This window comes from Armatimonadota bacterium, assembly GCA_039679645.1.
Taxonomy (GTDB): Bacteria; Armatimonadota; UBA5829; order UBA5829; family UBA5829; genus UBA5829.
On sequence record JBDKUO010000033.1, the window covers coordinates 1 to 16,771 of the forward strand.

The following is a 16,771-nucleotide window of genomic DNA, read 5'->3' on the forward strand; positions in this document are numbered from 1 at the left end:
GAGGGCTGGCAAAAACGACGGCAAATGGTGGTTTGAGCCTCTTGGTGATGGTAGGCGGAGCGCTTGCGATGGCCAGAAATAGGAAGTTGGTCAATTTGAGGCGAGTAGTCGCGCTTGCTGCTTAAAGTCCTGGTTTATTGAAAAGTGCCTGATTCTCAGGGATTATTGCGTCTGATTGGTAAGCAGAAAGCTGAGAATCGGATTTTTGAGGACTGTTTACAGTAGAGGCATACTGCTACAAGCGAGATATCAGTTATTTGCAGCGATTCTGCGCCTAAAATGAACGCAATATTCGTCTATCGCAATTGCCTCCCTTGTCGGGTGCGTGTCATATCTACGGAATAAACCCCGTTGTATCGGGACACCCCTGTCCCGATACCTTGCTGCACCAGGGGCGTTTCGGGAGAAGGGTCTCCCGAAACAACTCTTTTCCGCAAATTTGACATACACCCGCTTGCCGATTGCCTATCCGCCTGACAAACTCTTATACGTGAGTGAACATCAGCATGATTCCCGAGAAAACAACTTCTTGCATTCTTCTGAACAACATATCGGCCAAATAACGATTTGCCTTAATACTATTTTCTACGTAGTGTAACGTACACAATCTCAGGAGAACAGAATAAACGAATGTGCAGGCGACTGGTACCGATCCCTCGATTGACGAAGAGAGCGCTCTCGCCGACATCGTCTTTCAGCAGACGCATGAGCATATCGGGTGTGTAGAGTCCATCGTTGAGCTTGCAGTTGGCGCGCATATGCGTCCAGAACCAACTAATGCCCGGAACGCGCACCTGGCCACCATGCGTGTGGCCCGATAGAATCATATCTGCGCCCCTGGCAATTCCATCCGGAGCTGCTGACGGGCAGTGCGTGAGAAATATTATAAAATCTTTCGGATCGACCCCGGAAAAAGCGGCATCTATGTCCGCGCTGCATGAATACGGGTCATCGACACCGACTATCGTGACGCTTTGACCATCCCTGGTGACCCTGCTCGAAGAGTTGACCAGCATATCGAGGCCGTCAAATGTCAACGCTTCCCTGATGATCTGAGTACTGACCCATGGCTTGTGCTCTGAGTTGCCCAGCACGGCAAAGAGAGGATCACGATGTTTTATTGTCGAGCACACTCGCCGGAATATATCGGAAGCGCGCGGCTCGGATGTGATGTCGCCGGTAACCATGCACGTATCGACCTCGGTCTTACCGATGATCTCCATCGTGCGTTTTTCCAGCAGCCCAAGCTTGGTAAGGTGCAGGTCTGAAATGTGCAGTATCCTGTAGCCGTCAAATGCGGGAGGCAGGTCTGAAAACGCCAACTCCAACTCCCGCACCTGCAGGTTAAACTGCTCAAATGTCATGTATATGCCGAGGCCTGCCGCAGCGGCTCCTCCGGCTATTGCATATATCGCGCTTGCATCCATAGTCTGGTATATTCTACCATTTTCAAGCGGATATTACGGCTTGTCGAATTTTATCAGTTCAAAGTTTGTGGTATCGAATACAAAATATCCCCTGCCTACATCGCAGCCTAGTTTTATTTCGGCTATCGCGCTCGGATCCAAATGCCCTCCGGCGTTCGCGGCGTCTTTGCCGTATGGCTGCAGATCTGAGAATCTATAAAGCATATGATGCTTGCCTGGATCGATAGGCACGATCGTAGCTGCATATGCGCTACCATCCGGCTGCACAAAGACAATGTTTATCTTAGAGCTGTAGCTTTCTTCCGGGACATCCAGATCGAACGCCACGCCGTCATAGCCGGACATATCTATAGGCTTTTCGAAGCGCAGTACCGGATACGCCCACTGATCACCCGCGCCCTCGAATTTAGTATCTATACGCAGCACGTTAGGCTCAGGATTATTGACCTTTAGTGTGCAATTGTCCGAAGCATCAGAAGCCCACTGATCGGCGCTCTTTGTCCAACCCAGCGCTTTGCGCTCATAGGGTGCTATAACAAGCAGATCGTAGCTGAACAGGCTTACACATTGAGCAGGCTTCTCATTGTCAAATTTGCTGTGCACTACGACCCTGAACTGGTTATCGCCCACCTTTCCGGCAGGCTGAACTCGAAATGTAAACACCCGGCGGCCCATCGGTTCCAGTGTGACATCGCGTTTCGGGTTTTCAACGCTCCAGCCATCCGGCACGCTCACTTCAACAGCGCCTTTGGCTCCGGTCTTCTTGTTGAAGTTGTATGCTTCCACAGTGTAGTCGAACGCGCTTCGGTCAGCCATCTTATATGCGTTTTCGACCTTTGAGACATTCATATTCGCATGCCCTATGACTACGATTCGCGACGGCTTAAGCTTGGACAGTTTGCCGGACTTGCGCGGCGTGCCGGTCAGCTTGCTTTCGATGGGCTTGCCGATATCAAGCAGATATACGGCCTCGGGACCCGTCTTCAGCCTTACATAGCCGTTTTCGCAAGCGACCGCGCTCTCATTGCCGAAAATATTGGCCAGGCGCAAAGTCTTTTTATCTGTCGGGACAATTATCTCAGAGTCTTTCTCGGACCAGGCGACGAGCACGTTGCCCTTGGCGGTAGAAAACATCTGGGCCGTGACGGCATCATTGCCGGACTTGTACTCACCCTTATAGGCAGACTCACCGATAATATTTGCCGCTGCCGAAAGAGCCAGGAAAGACGGATACGGCGTTAAATCAGGCTGCAGGGCTGCCCACTGGACCGGACCCTCCGTATAATTGGGCAAGACAAAGAAGAAGCTCTTGTCCGAACCCGCCGCCATCGACATAGCTTCAAAACGAGGTATGAACCGGCATTGTAGGCGCTGGTTTTCAAAGCTCAGTATCTTTTTGTCCGGGCCTTCCGAGCCTTTGAGGGCAATACCCGCCTCCGTAAGCCAGATAGGACGATCGGCTGCGCCATACTTGCTCAACAGCTCTATGTGAGCCGCCAAAGCGTCGGGATATACGGACGGCTTGTTATAAATATGCCAGTTGAACATGTCGAAGTAATCGGTTGTGCCTGACTCATACATGCATCTCGCCATCGGGGTGACACCTTTGAGCAGCGCCCCCTGCAGCACTATCGCGTGCGGATTGCCGTCTTTGTAGCCCAAATAGATAGCCTTGACCATCCCGGAGTAGCGATCAGCCGCATCCAGCAAGAGACCGGTATCAGGCTCATTCCATATTTCCCAGACATTGATTCTATTCGAGAAGTGGCTTGCCGCCGCGCGGGCGAAGTTATAGATGTCACGAAGATCATCAGGACAGATATTATTATCACTGGCCGGGTGCGACCACTTGGGGCTGTCATGCCACATCTGGCAGATATTAACTCCCTCTTTGGCGTATATGTCCGCTAATGTTTGGTATTTACCCCAGTCGAAAACTCCGCGCTCTTTCTCGGTCTCATTCCACCCGAGTCGTTCTCGCACCCAACTGATCCCAGCAAGCCTGATCATACGCGCCATTGCCGCATGATCCTCCTGTTTGACCAGCCACGCTCCCGCCACATCCGTGCAGACTCGGCCATCCTTGGGAAGTGGAGCATTGCTGCGGTCAATTACGACACCTATTGAGGTTGATCCTTCCGTCGACGCATCCTTGCACTTGAGAAGATACCACCCCGGGTTCAAGCCGGAAAGCTTGATTGTCGACCCCTTACCGCTTGCGACGTTTTTGCCGAAGTAGTCGGTCAGTTCACAACTGACATCACCCTGAGCGTCCTTTATTTGAAGTGTTATAGCGCTGCCAGCTTTGATTGTATTGCCGGGCGCGTCGGATGTGATAGTGAGAGCAGACGCGTTAGGCATGTTCATAATACATAACAACACCGCAAGTGATAAGGTTCTGATCATTGAATATTGCTCCTAAAGATTGTTGAATTTCACCAGTTTGAAGCCGGACACATCGAATGAGATATGCTCCAACCCTGCATTGCATCCGAGCTTTATTGATGATATCGAATTCGGATCGAAGTGTCCATTCGGGTCTTTGCCCATGAAATCCAGGCGTTCGATATTCTGGAAAAGAAAGACTATACGACGCTTGCCGACCGTTGGGGTAGCCGAGAAAATATAATGAGCGCCGCTGCTCTCCACAAACATCATGCGCATTGTCGTCGCGCCGATATCCTCCGGGACACTCAGGTCAAAAGCTAGGCCGTCATAGCCGGATATATCAATCGGCTTCTGGAAGTGCAATATCGGGTAGGCCCATCTATCGCCTTTGCCGCTAAAGCTAAGGTCGAAATGCAGAGTATCATCTTTTGGATTACTCAGGACAACGGTCCCGTTGGGTGAAGCCTCAGTCACCCATTGTGTCGAGTTGGTCCAGTCCAGCGGTTTGCGCTCGGAAGGCTCGACTATAGTTGGATCAAAGAAAAATGAGCTGACGCATGGCGCCGCCTTTTTATTATTGAATACGCCGTTCGCTATAAGCCTGAGCGACTCAACTCTGGGCGAGCCGGGCTTCACTTTGAATGTAAGCTGTTGCCGGCCCATAGATTCAAGCTCGACATGGCGCTGTGCATCTTTGACGATCCATCCACTAGGCGCGGTCAAATTCACTGTGCCACCAGCGGGAGTCTTGTCGCTAAAATTGTAGACGTCGACAGTATAGTCAAATTCGCCTTGATCGGCAAGTTTATAAGCCCCTGCCTCTTTCATAAAAGGAAAGTTTGAGCGGCCGACAAGAACGACTCGCGACGGATGTAGCTTTGGCAGCTTGCCCAATGGGCGCGGCTTGCCCGTCAGTTTACCCTCGATGGACTTGCCGACATCGAGCAGGTATACTGCATCCGGGCCCACTTTAAGCCTGGCATAACCGCTTGAGCATGTTAGAGTGCTCTCAGAACCGAATATATTGGCCTGGTGAAGCGTCTGCTTCTCGGTAGGAACGATAATCTCGGATTCTTTATCAGACCAGGCGACCACTACATTGCCTCTGGAAGTAGAAAACACCTGAGCAGTCACATCGTCATTGCCGGATTTGTATTCACCCTTGTAGGTAGACTCACCTATAATATTGGCCGCAGCCGAAAGAGCCACAAAAGAGGGATAGGGAGTCAGATCAGGATATAGAGCGCCCCACTGAGTATCTTCTTCCATGTAACTAGGAAGAACGAAGAAGAAGTTCTTATCGTTTCCCGCCGCTAGTGACATGGCGGCGCTGCGTGGCATGAACCGGCATTGTGTGCGCCGGCTTTCGGAGTTCAGTTCTTTTTTGCTTGGCCCCTCGGTGCCTTTTACTACGACTCCCGACTCCGTGACCCACACCGGACGAGTGGACGCGCCATACTTCTTTAACTGGTCCAGGTGAGAAGCAAGAGCGCCCGGATATATATCGGGCTTGCTGTAAATATGCCAATTGAACGTGTCGAAGTAGTCGGTGACGCCGGAATCGTATATTCCGCTTGTAAAGTTGGACATCCCCCTGCAGATAGAGCCCAGCAGGACATTTGCTTTTGGGTTGCCGTCCTTTAGCCCGAGATACGCCACTTTGACCATTGCCGCGTAATAATCATAGGGAAAGCCGCCATCAGGTTCATTCCATATCTCCCAGGCCTCTATCTGACCGGAAAAGTTGCTCGCCGCTGCTCGGGCGTAGCGGTAATAATCACGCAGATCACCGTGGTATGTATTATCTTTGATACCAAGCTCAGTCCACTCAGGAAATTCGGCCCAATGCTGGCATATATGGACACCCTCGGACTTGTACAAATCGGCAAGAGTCTGATACCTGTTCCAATCTATCTTGCCGCGCTCAGATTCGGTGCCGCCCCAGCTCAGTCTCTCGCGAACCCAGGGAATGCCCGCCAGGCGGATCATCTGAGCCAGCGATTTGAACGATTCGCCCTTCACAAGCCATGCTCCGGCTACATCGGTGCATACTCGGCCGTCTTTGGGAAGCGGAGCATTGCCCCTGTCAATTACTACACCGATAGACGTGGAAGTCTCCGCAACCAAGTCTTTGCACTTGACTTCGTACCAGCCTGGATTCAGACCGGCTAGATCAATTACATCTGTTGACCCGGCGGCTATCTTGTTGCCGAAGTAATCGGAAAGCTGATAGCTGACGGCTCCCTGAGAGTCCTTGATTTCAAGCCTTACACTGCTTCCGGCTTTGAATATATTGCAAGGGGCATTGGATGTTATGCTCAGAGCCGAGACAGGGCCGCAAAGCGCAAACAGCATGGCCAGAGACGATATCGTCTTATGCATTTAATCTCACTCCTACGTTATTACGGGACAGTGCATTGCGTTCTTCTGTTTCGGGCGCGATCGGATATCGCGCCCGATCAATGACGGCATACTAATCGAACTTCACCAGCTCGAAGTCGGATGCTTCAAAGACCAGGCGGTCACGCCCACATGTGCAGCCGAATTTCACTTTAGATATTGTATTCAGATCGAGATGCCCATCCGGGTCTGGCGATTTGGCGTCAAACGGCTTCATATCGCGAAACAGCAGCACAACACGATGCTTGGTGCCCAGAGACTTTGTAGCGCCCATATAACCCGCGCCGCCCGGCTCCAGAATGACCAGCCGGATCATTGAAGAATAGCTGTCGTCTGGAATATTGAGGTCGAAGGCTATTCCGTCAAAGCCGGACATATCAAGGGGCTTTGCAAAATCAAGAGTCGGATAGGCCCACTCATCGGCTCCGTCGTCAACAAACTTCGTGTTTATACGGAGCACGCCCGACTCGGGATTATCGACTACCAGCGCGCAGTTATTCGACGCCAGAGGGAGCCATTGACTTGCGTTTTTTGCCCAACCCAGAGGTTTACGCTCCACCGGAGTAATAGCCGCCAGATCGAATTTTAATGAGCTTACACAATCGACTACCTTTTCATCGGCGAATTTCGCCCGGCTGATAAGCTTGAACCTATTTTCAGACAGCACACCAGGCTTCACCTGGAATGTAAGTATCTGTCGGCCCATAGGTTCGAGCGTCACTTCGCGTTTGGGATTGTCTATATCCCAACCATCAGGTGCAATCAACTCAACCGCGCCTTTGGCCTCATTCTTATCGCTAAAGTTGTAGACCTCGACGCTGTAATCGAAAGCATCACGGCTGGTGAGCTTATAGAAATCCTCGTGCTTGACTACAGGCAGGTTGGCGTGGCCCATAACAATCACGCGCGATGGGCTGAGCTTGGGCATCTTGCCTCGCGGACGTGGAGTGCCGGTCAGATCCTTCTCAATAGGTTTGCCGAGGTCGATGAGATATATGGCATCCGGGCCGACCTGCACATTCAATTCGCCTTTTTCCGCCGCCATGCTGCTCTCCCGGCCGAAGATATCCGCCAATCGGACTCTCTTTTTGTCGGTCGGGACCTGCATCCGTGCCTGTTTATCCGACCATGCAACCAGCACATTGCCCCTGGGGGTCGAGAAGAGCTGGGCAACTATTGAATCGTTGCCCGTCTTATATTCGCCTTTATAGGTCGACCGGCCGATGATATTGGCAGCGGCGGAGAGCGCCACAAATGACGGATAGGGAGTGAGGTCCGGATGCAGAGAGCCGTACTGCTTTCCTCGCTCAAGATATGAGGGCATTACAAAGAAAAAGTCTTTATCCGTGCCCGCCGCAAATGACATAACTGCGTTGCGAGGAATAAACCGGCACTGAAGATGCTGGTTCGGGCTGCTCAGCAGCTCCTTTTTAGGACCCTCGGTGCCCTCTAGACGAATGCCTGATTCCGTCAGCCAGATGGGCATGTCGGTGGAGCAATACTGACCCAGCAGTTCCAGATGAGACTTCAACGCGCCTATATAAGTAGACGGCTTATCGTAGATGTGCCAATTGAATATATCGAAGTAGCCGGGTGTGCCGCAGTCATACAGCCCGCAGGCGAAGCTGCTTACGCCCTCCAATAAAGAGCCTTGCAGCACGAAGGCCTTAGGGTTGCCGTCTTTTAGCCCAAAATAGGTTGCTTTGAGATAGCCCGAGTAGCGATCACTGAGCTGGGGCCAAAACTCGATATCCGGCTCGTTCCATACCTCCCAGGCTTTGACCTTGCCTGTAAAGTGCTTGGAGGCAGTGCGGGCATAGTTATAGACATCGCGCAGATCATCCGGGCACACGCTGGCATTGGTGGCCGGATGACTCCACTGGGGTGAATCGTGCCACAACTCATATAGGTGAACACCTTCGGAGGCATAAGCATCGGCAACGGCCTGATACTTGTTCCAGTCGAGCTTGCCTTTCTCCGGCTCGGTGGCTCCCCAACTAAACCTCTCGCGCGCCCAGGGGATACCCGCAAGGCGCATTATACGCGCCACATCTTTATATTTGTCGGCATCTACCAGCCAGGCGGCTGCTACATCCGTGCAGATTCGCCCGTCCTCGGGCAGAACCGATTTTTTATGGCTGATCACAATACCTATTGAGGTCGTTACTTCTGATGCCGAATCCTTGCACTTCAGCTCATACCAGCCCGGCGCCATGCCCGGCAGATCTATATTCGCCGTCGCGGTGCCGCTTGCAACTAGTTTGCCGAAATAGTCGGTGATCGCATAGCTGAGTGTGCCTTGAGGATCATGGATAGTAAACTTGACCGGACTTGCCGCCGCAAATATGTTTCCCGGTGAACCCGACGTAATAGTTAGAGCAAATGCGCTTGGGGATAATAAGCAAAAGAGACACAGCAATACGAGGCAGGTAAAAATCTTGTGCATCAAAGACCTCCGAATGCCATTTTTCGGGGAATTACACTAAGTGATGGCCGAAGTACTTACGGCCATCACTTATATTATAGCAGTTGAATATTATGCATCCAAGGCTAGTATTTGTCATCACCTATGCGGGGAAGGTAACCCCATAGCCTCTTCGAATCAGCGTTAGCAGTTTTGTAGTTCATACCCTTGACATGACCATCGAAGAAGAGGTAATTGTTTATATCGTTCATGTGCGCGCCTTTTTGGGATAAAGCGCCGCTTGCCTGAGAACAATATGTCCATGAACCAAAATTATTCTCGAGGCTGCCTTTGATACCATGCACTTCGAGTAGAAGGATATAACGAGAGAACATGGGTTTCATCTCGCTAACACTCCAGGGGAGGTAGGCGCCGAATTCAACCGCTTTCTGGTCATTTACAGCATAACTTCTAGCAAGAGGATTTGAGATGCCGTTCCAGGGAGAGCGAACATAATCTGCGGGGCACTTAAAAACAGCCGGAGTTTTGAGATACTTTAAAATTGCAATATCCCATGTGCATGTTCCATTTTGCTGCTGCTGTGGATATATCTTTTTCTCACCTGATTGCAAATTTCGTTCAGCTGCAGGATACCATCCATTATACTCATCCACATACATGGTATAGGCATTGCCTATCTGCTTGAGATTTGAACTGCAGGCAGTATAGCTCGCCTGCTTCTTGGCGGTTGTAAAAACAGGAAACAGAATAGCAGCCAGAATTGCTATAATAGCAATTACAACCAACAACTCTATTAACGTAAACCCTCTTCTCATAATTGAAAACCCCCTCAGATCATCGAAATGTGCCCGTCCCTGTTTAGCCTGCCAGCTACTAGAACCGATTGCAGGAAGCAATAATGTTTGACTATGTTTTTATTGCTGCCCAGAATTACCTATACACACATTATGTGTTGGTTTCTACTGTTTGTCAAGGGCAAGAAGGCCATTTCGCAGTAATTATTTGTATATTAGCTCAGAAACCAAATGCACACTACCTAAAAACAATCATTGTGTATCGAAAAATGACTTTGCCGGCAAATTTGAACCTTTTGCAACCTGATTTGCCGGGTATGAACCGGTATGGAGAACTTTTACACAGTGTTCTTCGTCATGCTTATGACAGGCAAGGAGAATTGACACCTTAACCCGGCGTGGTATAATCAAGGCACGAAATAGTATTAGATTGATTGCGCCGGGGCGTCAATCCCGGTATTTTTTGTAAATGAGGGAGCTATGCGAACGATTCACAGGATAGGGATAGGCTTGCTCGTAGGGCTGTTTTTCATAGCCGGATACACAGCAAGACTGGGCATCACCGCTAGAGAAAATGTTGCACTTCTCGAACAAAAGGCGCCTGCGCTGATACCCGGAACGCGTATCGCCGCAGCTAATTTACAAGGCGCAGACATTAACTTCCAGCCAATACAGACTCTGTATGTAGTGGTGCAAAACCTGCGCGAGCACTATGTCGAGCAGCTTACATCAAAAGAAGAGGGGCTGATGACGTATGATGCAATGCGTGCTATGCTCTCATCACTTGAAGACCCCAACACAAGGTTTGTGGACCCGACACAGCGAAAGTTGATCTCGGATGCAGAAGAAGGCAAGTTTCATGGAATCGGCGCTATGCTTGGCATAAAACGGATCAAGTCCGGCGATCTGACCGAAGAACACCTCATTATAGTTGCTCCGATTGCATCGGGTCCTGCTGCGCAAGCGGGATTGCAGGCAGGAGACGACATTATTAAGGTAAACGGAAAGATCGTGCTGCCGTTTGACCCATATTTGAGGGCAAACAAATTTATTAAAGATAATAGAAACGGCAAAACCGACCGTATTGAACTGCGCAAGCAGCTTGAATCCGAACAGAAACGAATCGATAACGGCATAGCGATAATGGAAGCCCGGGATATGTTGCAATCGGAGGACGACAAGCCTGTCGAGCTGGTCGTTATGCGCCAGGGCTCGCCAAAAGAGATGACAATTAAGCTCAAAGAACGCAAATTCACTGTCGCGCCGGTAGATAGCTCGATAATCGACAACGGTCACCTGGGTTATGTAAAGGTAAATTGCCTTTGTAAGACCACAAGTAATGAGTTTGCCTCCGCAATAACTGATTTCAAGTCAAAAGAGGTAGGCGGACTGGTGCTGGACCTGCGGGATACAGCAAGCGGTGAGGTTGCCTCGGCTGAAGCGATCGGAAGGCTTCTTGAGCCAGGAAAAAAACTGGGGGTGCTTGAGAAGTCCAGAGGCAGGAAGTCTGCAATCGATATACCGGAGATGCATAATGCACTGTGGAGCAAGCCTGTTGTGGTATTGGTAAACGCAGGCACGGCTCGGACTTCGGAGATGTTGGCAGCCTCACTCAAAGAAAATGGTGTGGCGAAACTGGTGGGTGAGAAAACTTACGGCGACAGCGCATATGTGACGCTTATTGAACAGAAGGATGGCTCCGCCGTCCTTATGACGACGGGTAAGCTACTAACAAGCAAGGGCATAGACTTTACAGGCAAAGGGATATCAGTAGACGTCGCATCCGGCAGTCAAGATGCGCAGTTAAATGAAGCCGTCAAGCTGCTTGCCGGCAGTGGAGACAGGAGTTAGCTTGATGAAAAAAATACAGATCGCGCAGATTGTGCTGATCATATTCCTGCTGTTTATTGCTTTCGGACTGGGTTTTGTGGCGCAGGATGTAAGAGCAAGCGGATTAAACATATCCAAGCTGGTGGCATCACTCGAACTACTGCCGCAGAGGCTGGAAAATGCAAGAGACGGCGGCAGTACACTTTCCGATTCAAAAGCGCTGCCCCTCATCGACACATATTCGTCTGTAATGGACCGGCTCAAAGCCGACTATTACGGCGGAAAGGTCGATGAAAGAGAACTGACATACAGCGCAATCAGGGGAACACTGGTCGCCCTGGGTGATCCCTTCACGCGGTTTATGGACCCTGACGAATACAAGAGCATGCGCGAAGATAATGAAGGCACATTTACCGGCATAGGCGCGCAGTTGGACACCAATAAAAAGAGCGAAGTCTATATTAAAGAACCCCTTCCAGACACCCCTGCCGAAAGAGCCGGTATCAAAAGCAATGACGTGATCACACATGTTGACGGCAAATCGATCAAGGGTATGGATATCGAGGATGTTGTTAAGTTGATCCGGGGCAAGGAAGGCACGAAGGTCAAACTTACTATTCGCAGGCCGGGACGCGCAAAAACGCTTGATTTCGTGATTATGCGGCAAGTGGTCCAATTTCAGAAGGTAAGGTCGAGAATGGTCGATCAGAAGAACGGCATAGGCTATATTCGGCTCTATCAGTTCAACGAAAAGAGTGACGAGCAGTTCGATAAGGCACTATACGATCTGGAGAAGAAGCATCTCAAGGGGCTGATATTCGATTTGAGAGGAAATCCTGGCGGCCTGCTGCAGGTCGCAGTAGACATCGGGAGCAGGTTTATCGAGAGTGGGCCGGTAGTAATTATTCAGGAACGCGGCGGGCAGAGAAATCCGCTGTATGTAGAAGAGGACAAACATAATCATAAGCGCTACCCGCTGGTTGTGCTGGTAGATAAGAGCAGCGCAAGTGCATCCGAGATCGTATCGGGAGCGATAAAGGACGATAAAGCCGGCACGCTGGTAGGTGTCACTACGTTCGGCAAGGGACGTGTGCAAACTATAATGCCTTTGCAGGATGGCAGCGCAGTTGCGATAACTACCGCAAAATATCTTACACCAAATGGGACAGATATCCATAAAAAGGGAATTAAACCGGATATTGTGGTTGAACAACCGGACATTGATGCGGTAATGGAGAAACTGCCCGAAGCGGAAAGAGAAAACTACGATCCAAGCGATCCAAAATATGATGTGCAGCTTTCCAAAGCCGTCGATGTTCTCAAGGTCAAGCTTGGGCTTCTGCCGAAAAGCACTCTCGACAAGATGATGAATACAACGGCCAAGTTAAACAAGTAATACACTTTATTCCAGTAAATACAGCCCCGGTGAAATATCACCGGGGCTGTATTGCATTTAGCGGGTAGTGAGCCTACTCGACAGCAGGAATATGGGTCCAGTCATCTGTTGAATTGGTAATCAGCTTGTACACATCGTATTCACCGGTGGAACTGCCCAGAGGAGCAGATGGATCGATATGCTCAATGGTAAGCACACCCGTAGCCATTATATAGTCGCCGGTAGCAACAGACGCTTCCTCGTCGCCAACGAGATTGACTCTGACTCCCTTTATAGAATTGCCGGAAGGATCGATGAGTCCTGTCCCGTCGTCTATCTGGCACAACCAGGCGTTCTCGTTGTAATCATAATAGGAATCCGTGACTTTTCCCCATAATCTCACGCGCGAACCGACATTGCAAGTATACTTTGATGCATAGAGCGGAATTTGATTACAAGTGCTTCCGCCAATCCACTTCTGAGACATTCCGAGCGGATCAGGCAGCGTAAGCGGTCCTTTTGTTGTAGTCCAATCGTAGGCAAGCAAGGACGCCTCTTTCCACACAACCACAAGCGCACCTTTGACCGTTACTCTGTCTCCAACATCAGGCGGCGTGCCTCTGGACGGATCGAATAATACTGCCATACCTGTCGGAGCTATACTTGACAGATGATCATCACACTGTATATATCTTCGCGGATATGAAGTGCTTGTATACGTAACCGATGCTGCTGCGGCAGTAACCAGCGCATTTTGAAACTCAGCGCCAGTGCACGCCTCCATCTGCTTTAGATTGCCGATAGTCATGGCAACCGGGGCGCCAAAGGTGACGTCATCAATAGCCACGACATGGTCCTCCGAATATTTCTGCACAATCTCCAGAAACACAGTCACCATTCCGCCGGAACCTGCAGTAGCCGTGACTCCTCCAGTACACCATTTGTTGTCATTTGTCGGTGAAAACCCCTTCCACCAGTAAATGCCGTTGTCTGTCGGATCGACGCCGCCGTTGGGGTCTATGCCCAACTTAAACTCAGTGTCGTAGAAGCTTGTGCTGTTGTTCTGTGTGGCAAAACGAGCGCACAGCGTGCACATCTGGCCGGCGGGCCAATATAGCCTTTGGAAAACACCGCCGTTTTTATACTGCGATGTCGTTTCCGCACCGATAAAGTATGAGCCATCGTATGCCTTTATATTCGCCGCGGACCACGTCTGTGTACCGGAAACCGGATATGGTCCCACCCGACCGTCGATTGGGGTATTGCCGGTAATCGAAGATTGATACAGCACCCATGGAAAAATACCGCTCTCAAAGCTTGCATTTTCAAGAGACGATCTGGGGGCAGGATATGTATGGAAGGTCTGGTCATCGGAATGAACGGTTGTATATAACAGTTTGCTCGCCCAAACGCGAAAATGATAGTCCGAATCCTCGTCGAGGCCGGTCAGCCGCACTTCATGACTAGTGGTGAGTTCGGTATTCAAAACGCTCATACTGCCATAAGCGGGCGTCTTGCCGTATTCGACTTGGGATGTCGTTGCGATGTCGGTATTCCAGGTTATGATAGTATCAAGCCCTTCAGTAGAGACGGATATGTTGGAAAATCGTATAGGAACATCAAATGTATTGTCACCGGAATCCAGACCGTATGCATTAGGGGCATCGCTTGTCACCTTGAAATGATAATGACTAGACGGGCTAATATTTTCCAACAAAATGGAATGACTGGTTGTCAGGGCCGCGTCCTGAACATGCTGACCATAGTCGGTTGTCAGCCCATAGTCCACACGGGATGTAGATGGAGTGTCTGTCGTCCATTCGATGCGAGCAGTCGTGTCGGGCCGGTTGGGGTCATCACCCACGTTTGCCGTGGGTCCGCCGGTAATCCCAATGTAGGCCTTTACGCTAACTTTGTCCCATAAAGTCGATATAGTAGCCGCATCCACAAGCTGATTGTTCTCGATGAACAGCGTATATGTGCCGGGGCCGTTTATAAAAACCGTCGCGGTGCTCCATGGGTCAGGATTACCCCAAGAAATGGACGACCACTGTGAAGCATCGTTTCTATCTGATGTGGACAAATCCGCAAGACCTACGCTGACACTGCAGCCGTCGATAAGGGGTCCCCAAGTTGAATAGGCGCCATAGCCTTCCGAATATGCTCTGCCGCTTATTGTGACCTCGGCGCCGCCGTAACTCCAAGTGAAAACTTGATACACACCGCCATTTTTTGGAGGACCTGCGGGATATAACGATTGCAAGCCGCAGACATTACTGCCGTCGGGCGCGCTCGTCGATGAGAAGATATCGAAAACACATGGTGAGCTGCCGATGCATCCCACAACCGGCAACGCGCCGTTCGTGCTCGCCGCGTATGCCGTCCATCCGGTCAAGCCGGATTCGAAGCTGGGGTTTGTGACAGGATTGTCCACGCAAAAAGCAGGACTCAGGATGACGAACGTCAACGCAAGGCTAATAATGAAAACCTTAGTCATTGACATTGCTCGCCACCGGTCCCCCGTATAAAAGTTTGAGATTAGAAAAACTCCTGCCAAAAATATTGTCTGAAGCTATGAGATATCGGACTGCCGCCTTAGTCTGAGATTAGGCTGCACTTTTGTGTCGATCATAACAGTGCTGGAAATACAGATTACCGTCACATTGTCTCCAATGCCGGGCAAAACACTAATCGTATTGCCTGTTGCCAGGTTGCTGTAACTGACGCGAACACCCACATTGTCTTTTTCGACGCCGTTGTCTATGTGTGTTGACCCATCCTTGAGGGCGGAACCGTCATCAATGTAGAAATATTCGTTTGAGGTGTCTACCCAGGTCACTTTGCCCCAGGTCTTGATCAAGAGGCCGATGTTGTTGGCGCCTGCGCCATTTTGGACGCCGGGAGTGTACGCATTGAGCGCTCCGCCGCCAATGGCCCGATTATTCATTGCAATAGGCTGCACTTCATCAGCGCATAGCGCGGCAGAAAGTAGAAAGACCAGGCAAACAGCTACAATCAATGTAAACAGCTTCATCAGGTCACCTCGATTTTTTACACCTATTTGTTTATACCTCAAAAACTGCCATTTGACAAGTGCGGCAGGCAAGTTTTAAGACGCTAATTGAACGGTTGTTTTGTTCGTTCAGAATGACTGGCGAAATTACAGAGTTTGTTTTCCCATCATGTTTCAGCACTAAACTCATGTAAGCAATAAAAGAGGGTGGCTGCCTGGAGAAACTCCATGCAGCCACCCCTATGGGGGAAACCCCCTTAAATTCATAGTGGCCGGATTAAATTACTAGTTGAAAACTACTTTACTAATCACCTAAGCTAAATTAGTTCTGAGCCTTGATGACCATTGCAAGGTTATCGATATTCGTGTAAATGTAATATCCCTTGCCAGGAGTGAGCTGGTCTTCATCAACATACTGGAAGCCAGACAATGTCCAACCAGCACCATTAAAGCGCTGAATATTGTCACCAAGCCAACCTGCTCCTACAGCAGCATCCCAGCGGAGCATCTGCTTACCGTCTGTGAAATAGATCGGTTCGCCTGTCTCCTGCTCAATAACAACCGGTGTGTTATACGGCACGCCAATCAGAGACCAACCAGCTTTAGGCAATGATATCCACATATCTGTCTTCAGCCCAGCACTGGGAACACCATCAGCGATATAGTCCGAGATAGTGTTTGTACCACTGCCAGCACCGTCATTCCATACCTGATAACCATCACCAAGCAGAATTCCACCGAAAGCGGCATCAGGCTGTGACCAGTAATCGTACGTTACCATACCCTTTGTAACAGCATCAAACCTAGACAGAGAAGGACTACCATTCTCGAAGTCAAGGCCATTAAATACGGCACTCGGCTCAGGATTAATAGCAACTACTGGACATGAAACTGTCTCGTATCCGCCGGAATACATATCGAACGTAACGTCTGTGGCGAATGCTGCACCTCCGAAGATCAATACACCTGCAAGCACTAAACCTAATGTTCTCATCTTTTCACCTCCTTTCAATATGTTGAGTTTTGAATTAAGAGTAAACATAACTATCCACCTCCCCCTTTCAGATTGATTAAACTGAGTCAATCTTTCCAGACCTCCCCGCCTGCAATATAGCATGC

At 50.1% G+C, this 16,771-nt stretch carries 11 protein-coding genes; 3 read left to right on the plus strand and 8 right to left on the minus strand.

Going from position 1 to position 16,771, the window contains the following annotated elements:
* Positions 1 to 578: 578 nt before the first annotated feature.
* The 5 genes from ABFD83_06695 to ABFD83_06715 form a co-directional block, all read right to left on the minus strand.
* On the minus strand, positions 579 to 1,427 hold the full coding sequence (locus tag ABFD83_06695; GenBank protein ID MEN6356756.1) for a metallophosphoesterase: 849 nt from the start codon (positions 1,425 to 1,427) through the stop codon (positions 579 to 581).
* A 33-nt stretch (positions 1,428 to 1,460) separates the two neighbouring features.
* The gene (locus tag ABFD83_06700; protein MEN6356757.1) at positions 1,461 to 3,833 is read right to left on the minus strand and encodes a hypothetical protein; all 2,373 of its coding nucleotides are present in this window, start codon (positions 3,831 to 3,833) and stop codon (positions 1,461 to 1,463) included.
* A gap of 12 nt (positions 3,834 to 3,845) precedes the next feature.
* Complete coding sequence (locus ABFD83_06705) at positions 3,846 to 6,197, minus strand: hypothetical protein (protein ID MEN6356758.1); 2,352 nt, start codon at positions 6,195 to 6,197, stop codon at positions 3,846 to 3,848.
* A 91-nt stretch (positions 6,198 to 6,288) separates the two neighbouring features.
* The gene (locus tag ABFD83_06710) at positions 6,289 to 8,661 is read right to left on the minus strand and encodes an endo-1,4-beta-xylanase (protein MEN6356759.1); all 2,373 of its coding nucleotides are present in this window, start codon (positions 8,659 to 8,661) and stop codon (positions 6,289 to 6,291) included.
* 104 nt (positions 8,662 to 8,765) lie between these two features.
* A complete protein-coding gene (locus ABFD83_06715) occupies positions 8,766 to 9,455 on the minus strand; it encodes a prepilin-type N-terminal cleavage/methylation domain-containing protein (GenBank protein ID MEN6356760.1) in 690 nt (229 codons plus the stop codon).
* Positions 9,456 to 9,538: 83 nt separating this feature from the next.
* Between ABFD83_06715 and ABFD83_06720 the strand changes: the two genes are divergently transcribed.
* The 3 genes from ABFD83_06720 to ABFD83_06730 all read left to right on the plus strand — a co-directional run bounded on the left by ABFD83_06720 (position 9,539) and on the right by ABFD83_06730 (position 12,660).
* Positions 9,539 to 9,826: a hypothetical protein gene (locus ABFD83_06720; GenBank protein MEN6356761.1), complete on the plus strand. Its 288-nt coding sequence runs from the start codon at positions 9,539 to 9,541 to the stop codon at positions 9,824 to 9,826.
* Between the two features lie 88 nt (positions 9,827 to 9,914).
* Positions 9,915 to 11,285 carry a S41 family peptidase gene (locus tag ABFD83_06725; protein ID MEN6356762.1) on the plus strand — a complete coding sequence of 457 codons (1,371 nt, stop codon included), beginning with the start codon at positions 9,915 to 9,917 and terminating at the stop codon, positions 11,283 to 11,285.
* Between the two features lie 4 nt (positions 11,286 to 11,289).
* Entirely contained in the window at positions 11,290 to 12,660 is a 1,371-nt protein-coding gene (locus tag ABFD83_06730; GenBank protein ID MEN6356763.1) for a S41 family peptidase, read from the plus strand.
* 73 nt (positions 12,661 to 12,733) lie between these two features.
* Here ABFD83_06730 and ABFD83_06735 read toward each other — a convergent pair whose 3' ends face one another.
* The 3 genes from ABFD83_06735 to ABFD83_06745 all read right to left on the minus strand — a co-directional run bounded on the left by ABFD83_06735 (position 12,734) and on the right by ABFD83_06745 (position 16,646).
* Positions 12,734 to 15,142, minus strand: coding sequence for a fibronectin type III domain-containing protein (locus ABFD83_06735; GenBank protein ID MEN6356764.1), 2,409 nt, complete (start codon positions 15,140 to 15,142; stop codon positions 12,734 to 12,736).
* Between the two features lie 69 nt (positions 15,143 to 15,211).
* Positions 15,212 to 15,673 carry a hypothetical protein gene (locus tag ABFD83_06740; GenBank protein MEN6356765.1) on the minus strand — a complete coding sequence of 154 codons (462 nt, stop codon included), beginning with the start codon at positions 15,671 to 15,673 and terminating at the stop codon, positions 15,212 to 15,214.
* Between the two features lie 301 nt (positions 15,674 to 15,974).
* Positions 15,975 to 16,646: a hypothetical protein gene (locus ABFD83_06745; protein MEN6356766.1), complete on the minus strand. Its 672-nt coding sequence runs from the start codon at positions 16,644 to 16,646 to the stop codon at positions 15,975 to 15,977.
* Between the last annotated feature and the right edge of the window lie 125 nt (positions 16,647 to 16,771).

What these genes read in the sequence shown, in the direction of transcription:
- ABFD83_06695 (MEN6356756.1), bottom strand. Translation starts at nt 1,427, where the DNA reads ATGGATGCAAGCGCGATATATGCAATAGCCGGAGGAGCCGCTGCGGCA.
- ABFD83_06700 (MEN6356757.1), bottom strand. Translation starts at nt 3,833, where the DNA reads ATGATCAGAACCTTATCACTTGCGGTGTTGTTATGTATTATGAACATG.
- ABFD83_06705 (MEN6356758.1), bottom strand. Translation starts at nt 6,197, where the DNA reads ATGCATAAGACGATATCGTCTCTGGCCATGCTGTTTGCGCTTTGCGGC.
- ABFD83_06710 (MEN6356759.1), bottom strand. Translation starts at nt 8,661, where the DNA reads ATGCACAAGATTTTTACCTGCCTCGTATTGCTGTGTCTCTTTTGCTTA.
- ABFD83_06715 (MEN6356760.1), bottom strand. Translation starts at nt 9,455, where the DNA reads ATGAGAAGAGGGTTTACGTTAATAGAGTTGTTGGTTGTAATTGCTATT.
- ABFD83_06720 (MEN6356761.1), top strand. Translation starts at nt 9,539, where the DNA reads ATGTTTGACTATGTTTTTATTGCTGCCCAGAATTACCTATACACACAT.
- ABFD83_06725 (MEN6356762.1), top strand. Translation starts at nt 9,915, where the DNA reads ATGCGAACGATTCACAGGATAGGGATAGGCTTGCTCGTAGGGCTGTTT.
- ABFD83_06730 (MEN6356763.1), top strand. Translation starts at nt 11,290, where the DNA reads ATGAAAAAAATACAGATCGCGCAGATTGTGCTGATCATATTCCTGCTG.
- ABFD83_06735 (MEN6356764.1), bottom strand. Translation starts at nt 15,142, where the DNA reads ATGTCAATGACTAAGGTTTTCATTATTAGCCTTGCGTTGACGTTCGTC.
- ABFD83_06740 (MEN6356765.1), bottom strand. Translation starts at nt 15,673, where the DNA reads ATGAAGCTGTTTACATTGATTGTAGCTGTTTGCCTGGTCTTTCTACTT.
- ABFD83_06745 (MEN6356766.1), bottom strand. Translation starts at nt 16,646, where the DNA reads ATGAGAACATTAGGTTTAGTGCTTGCAGGTGTATTGATCTTCGGAGGT.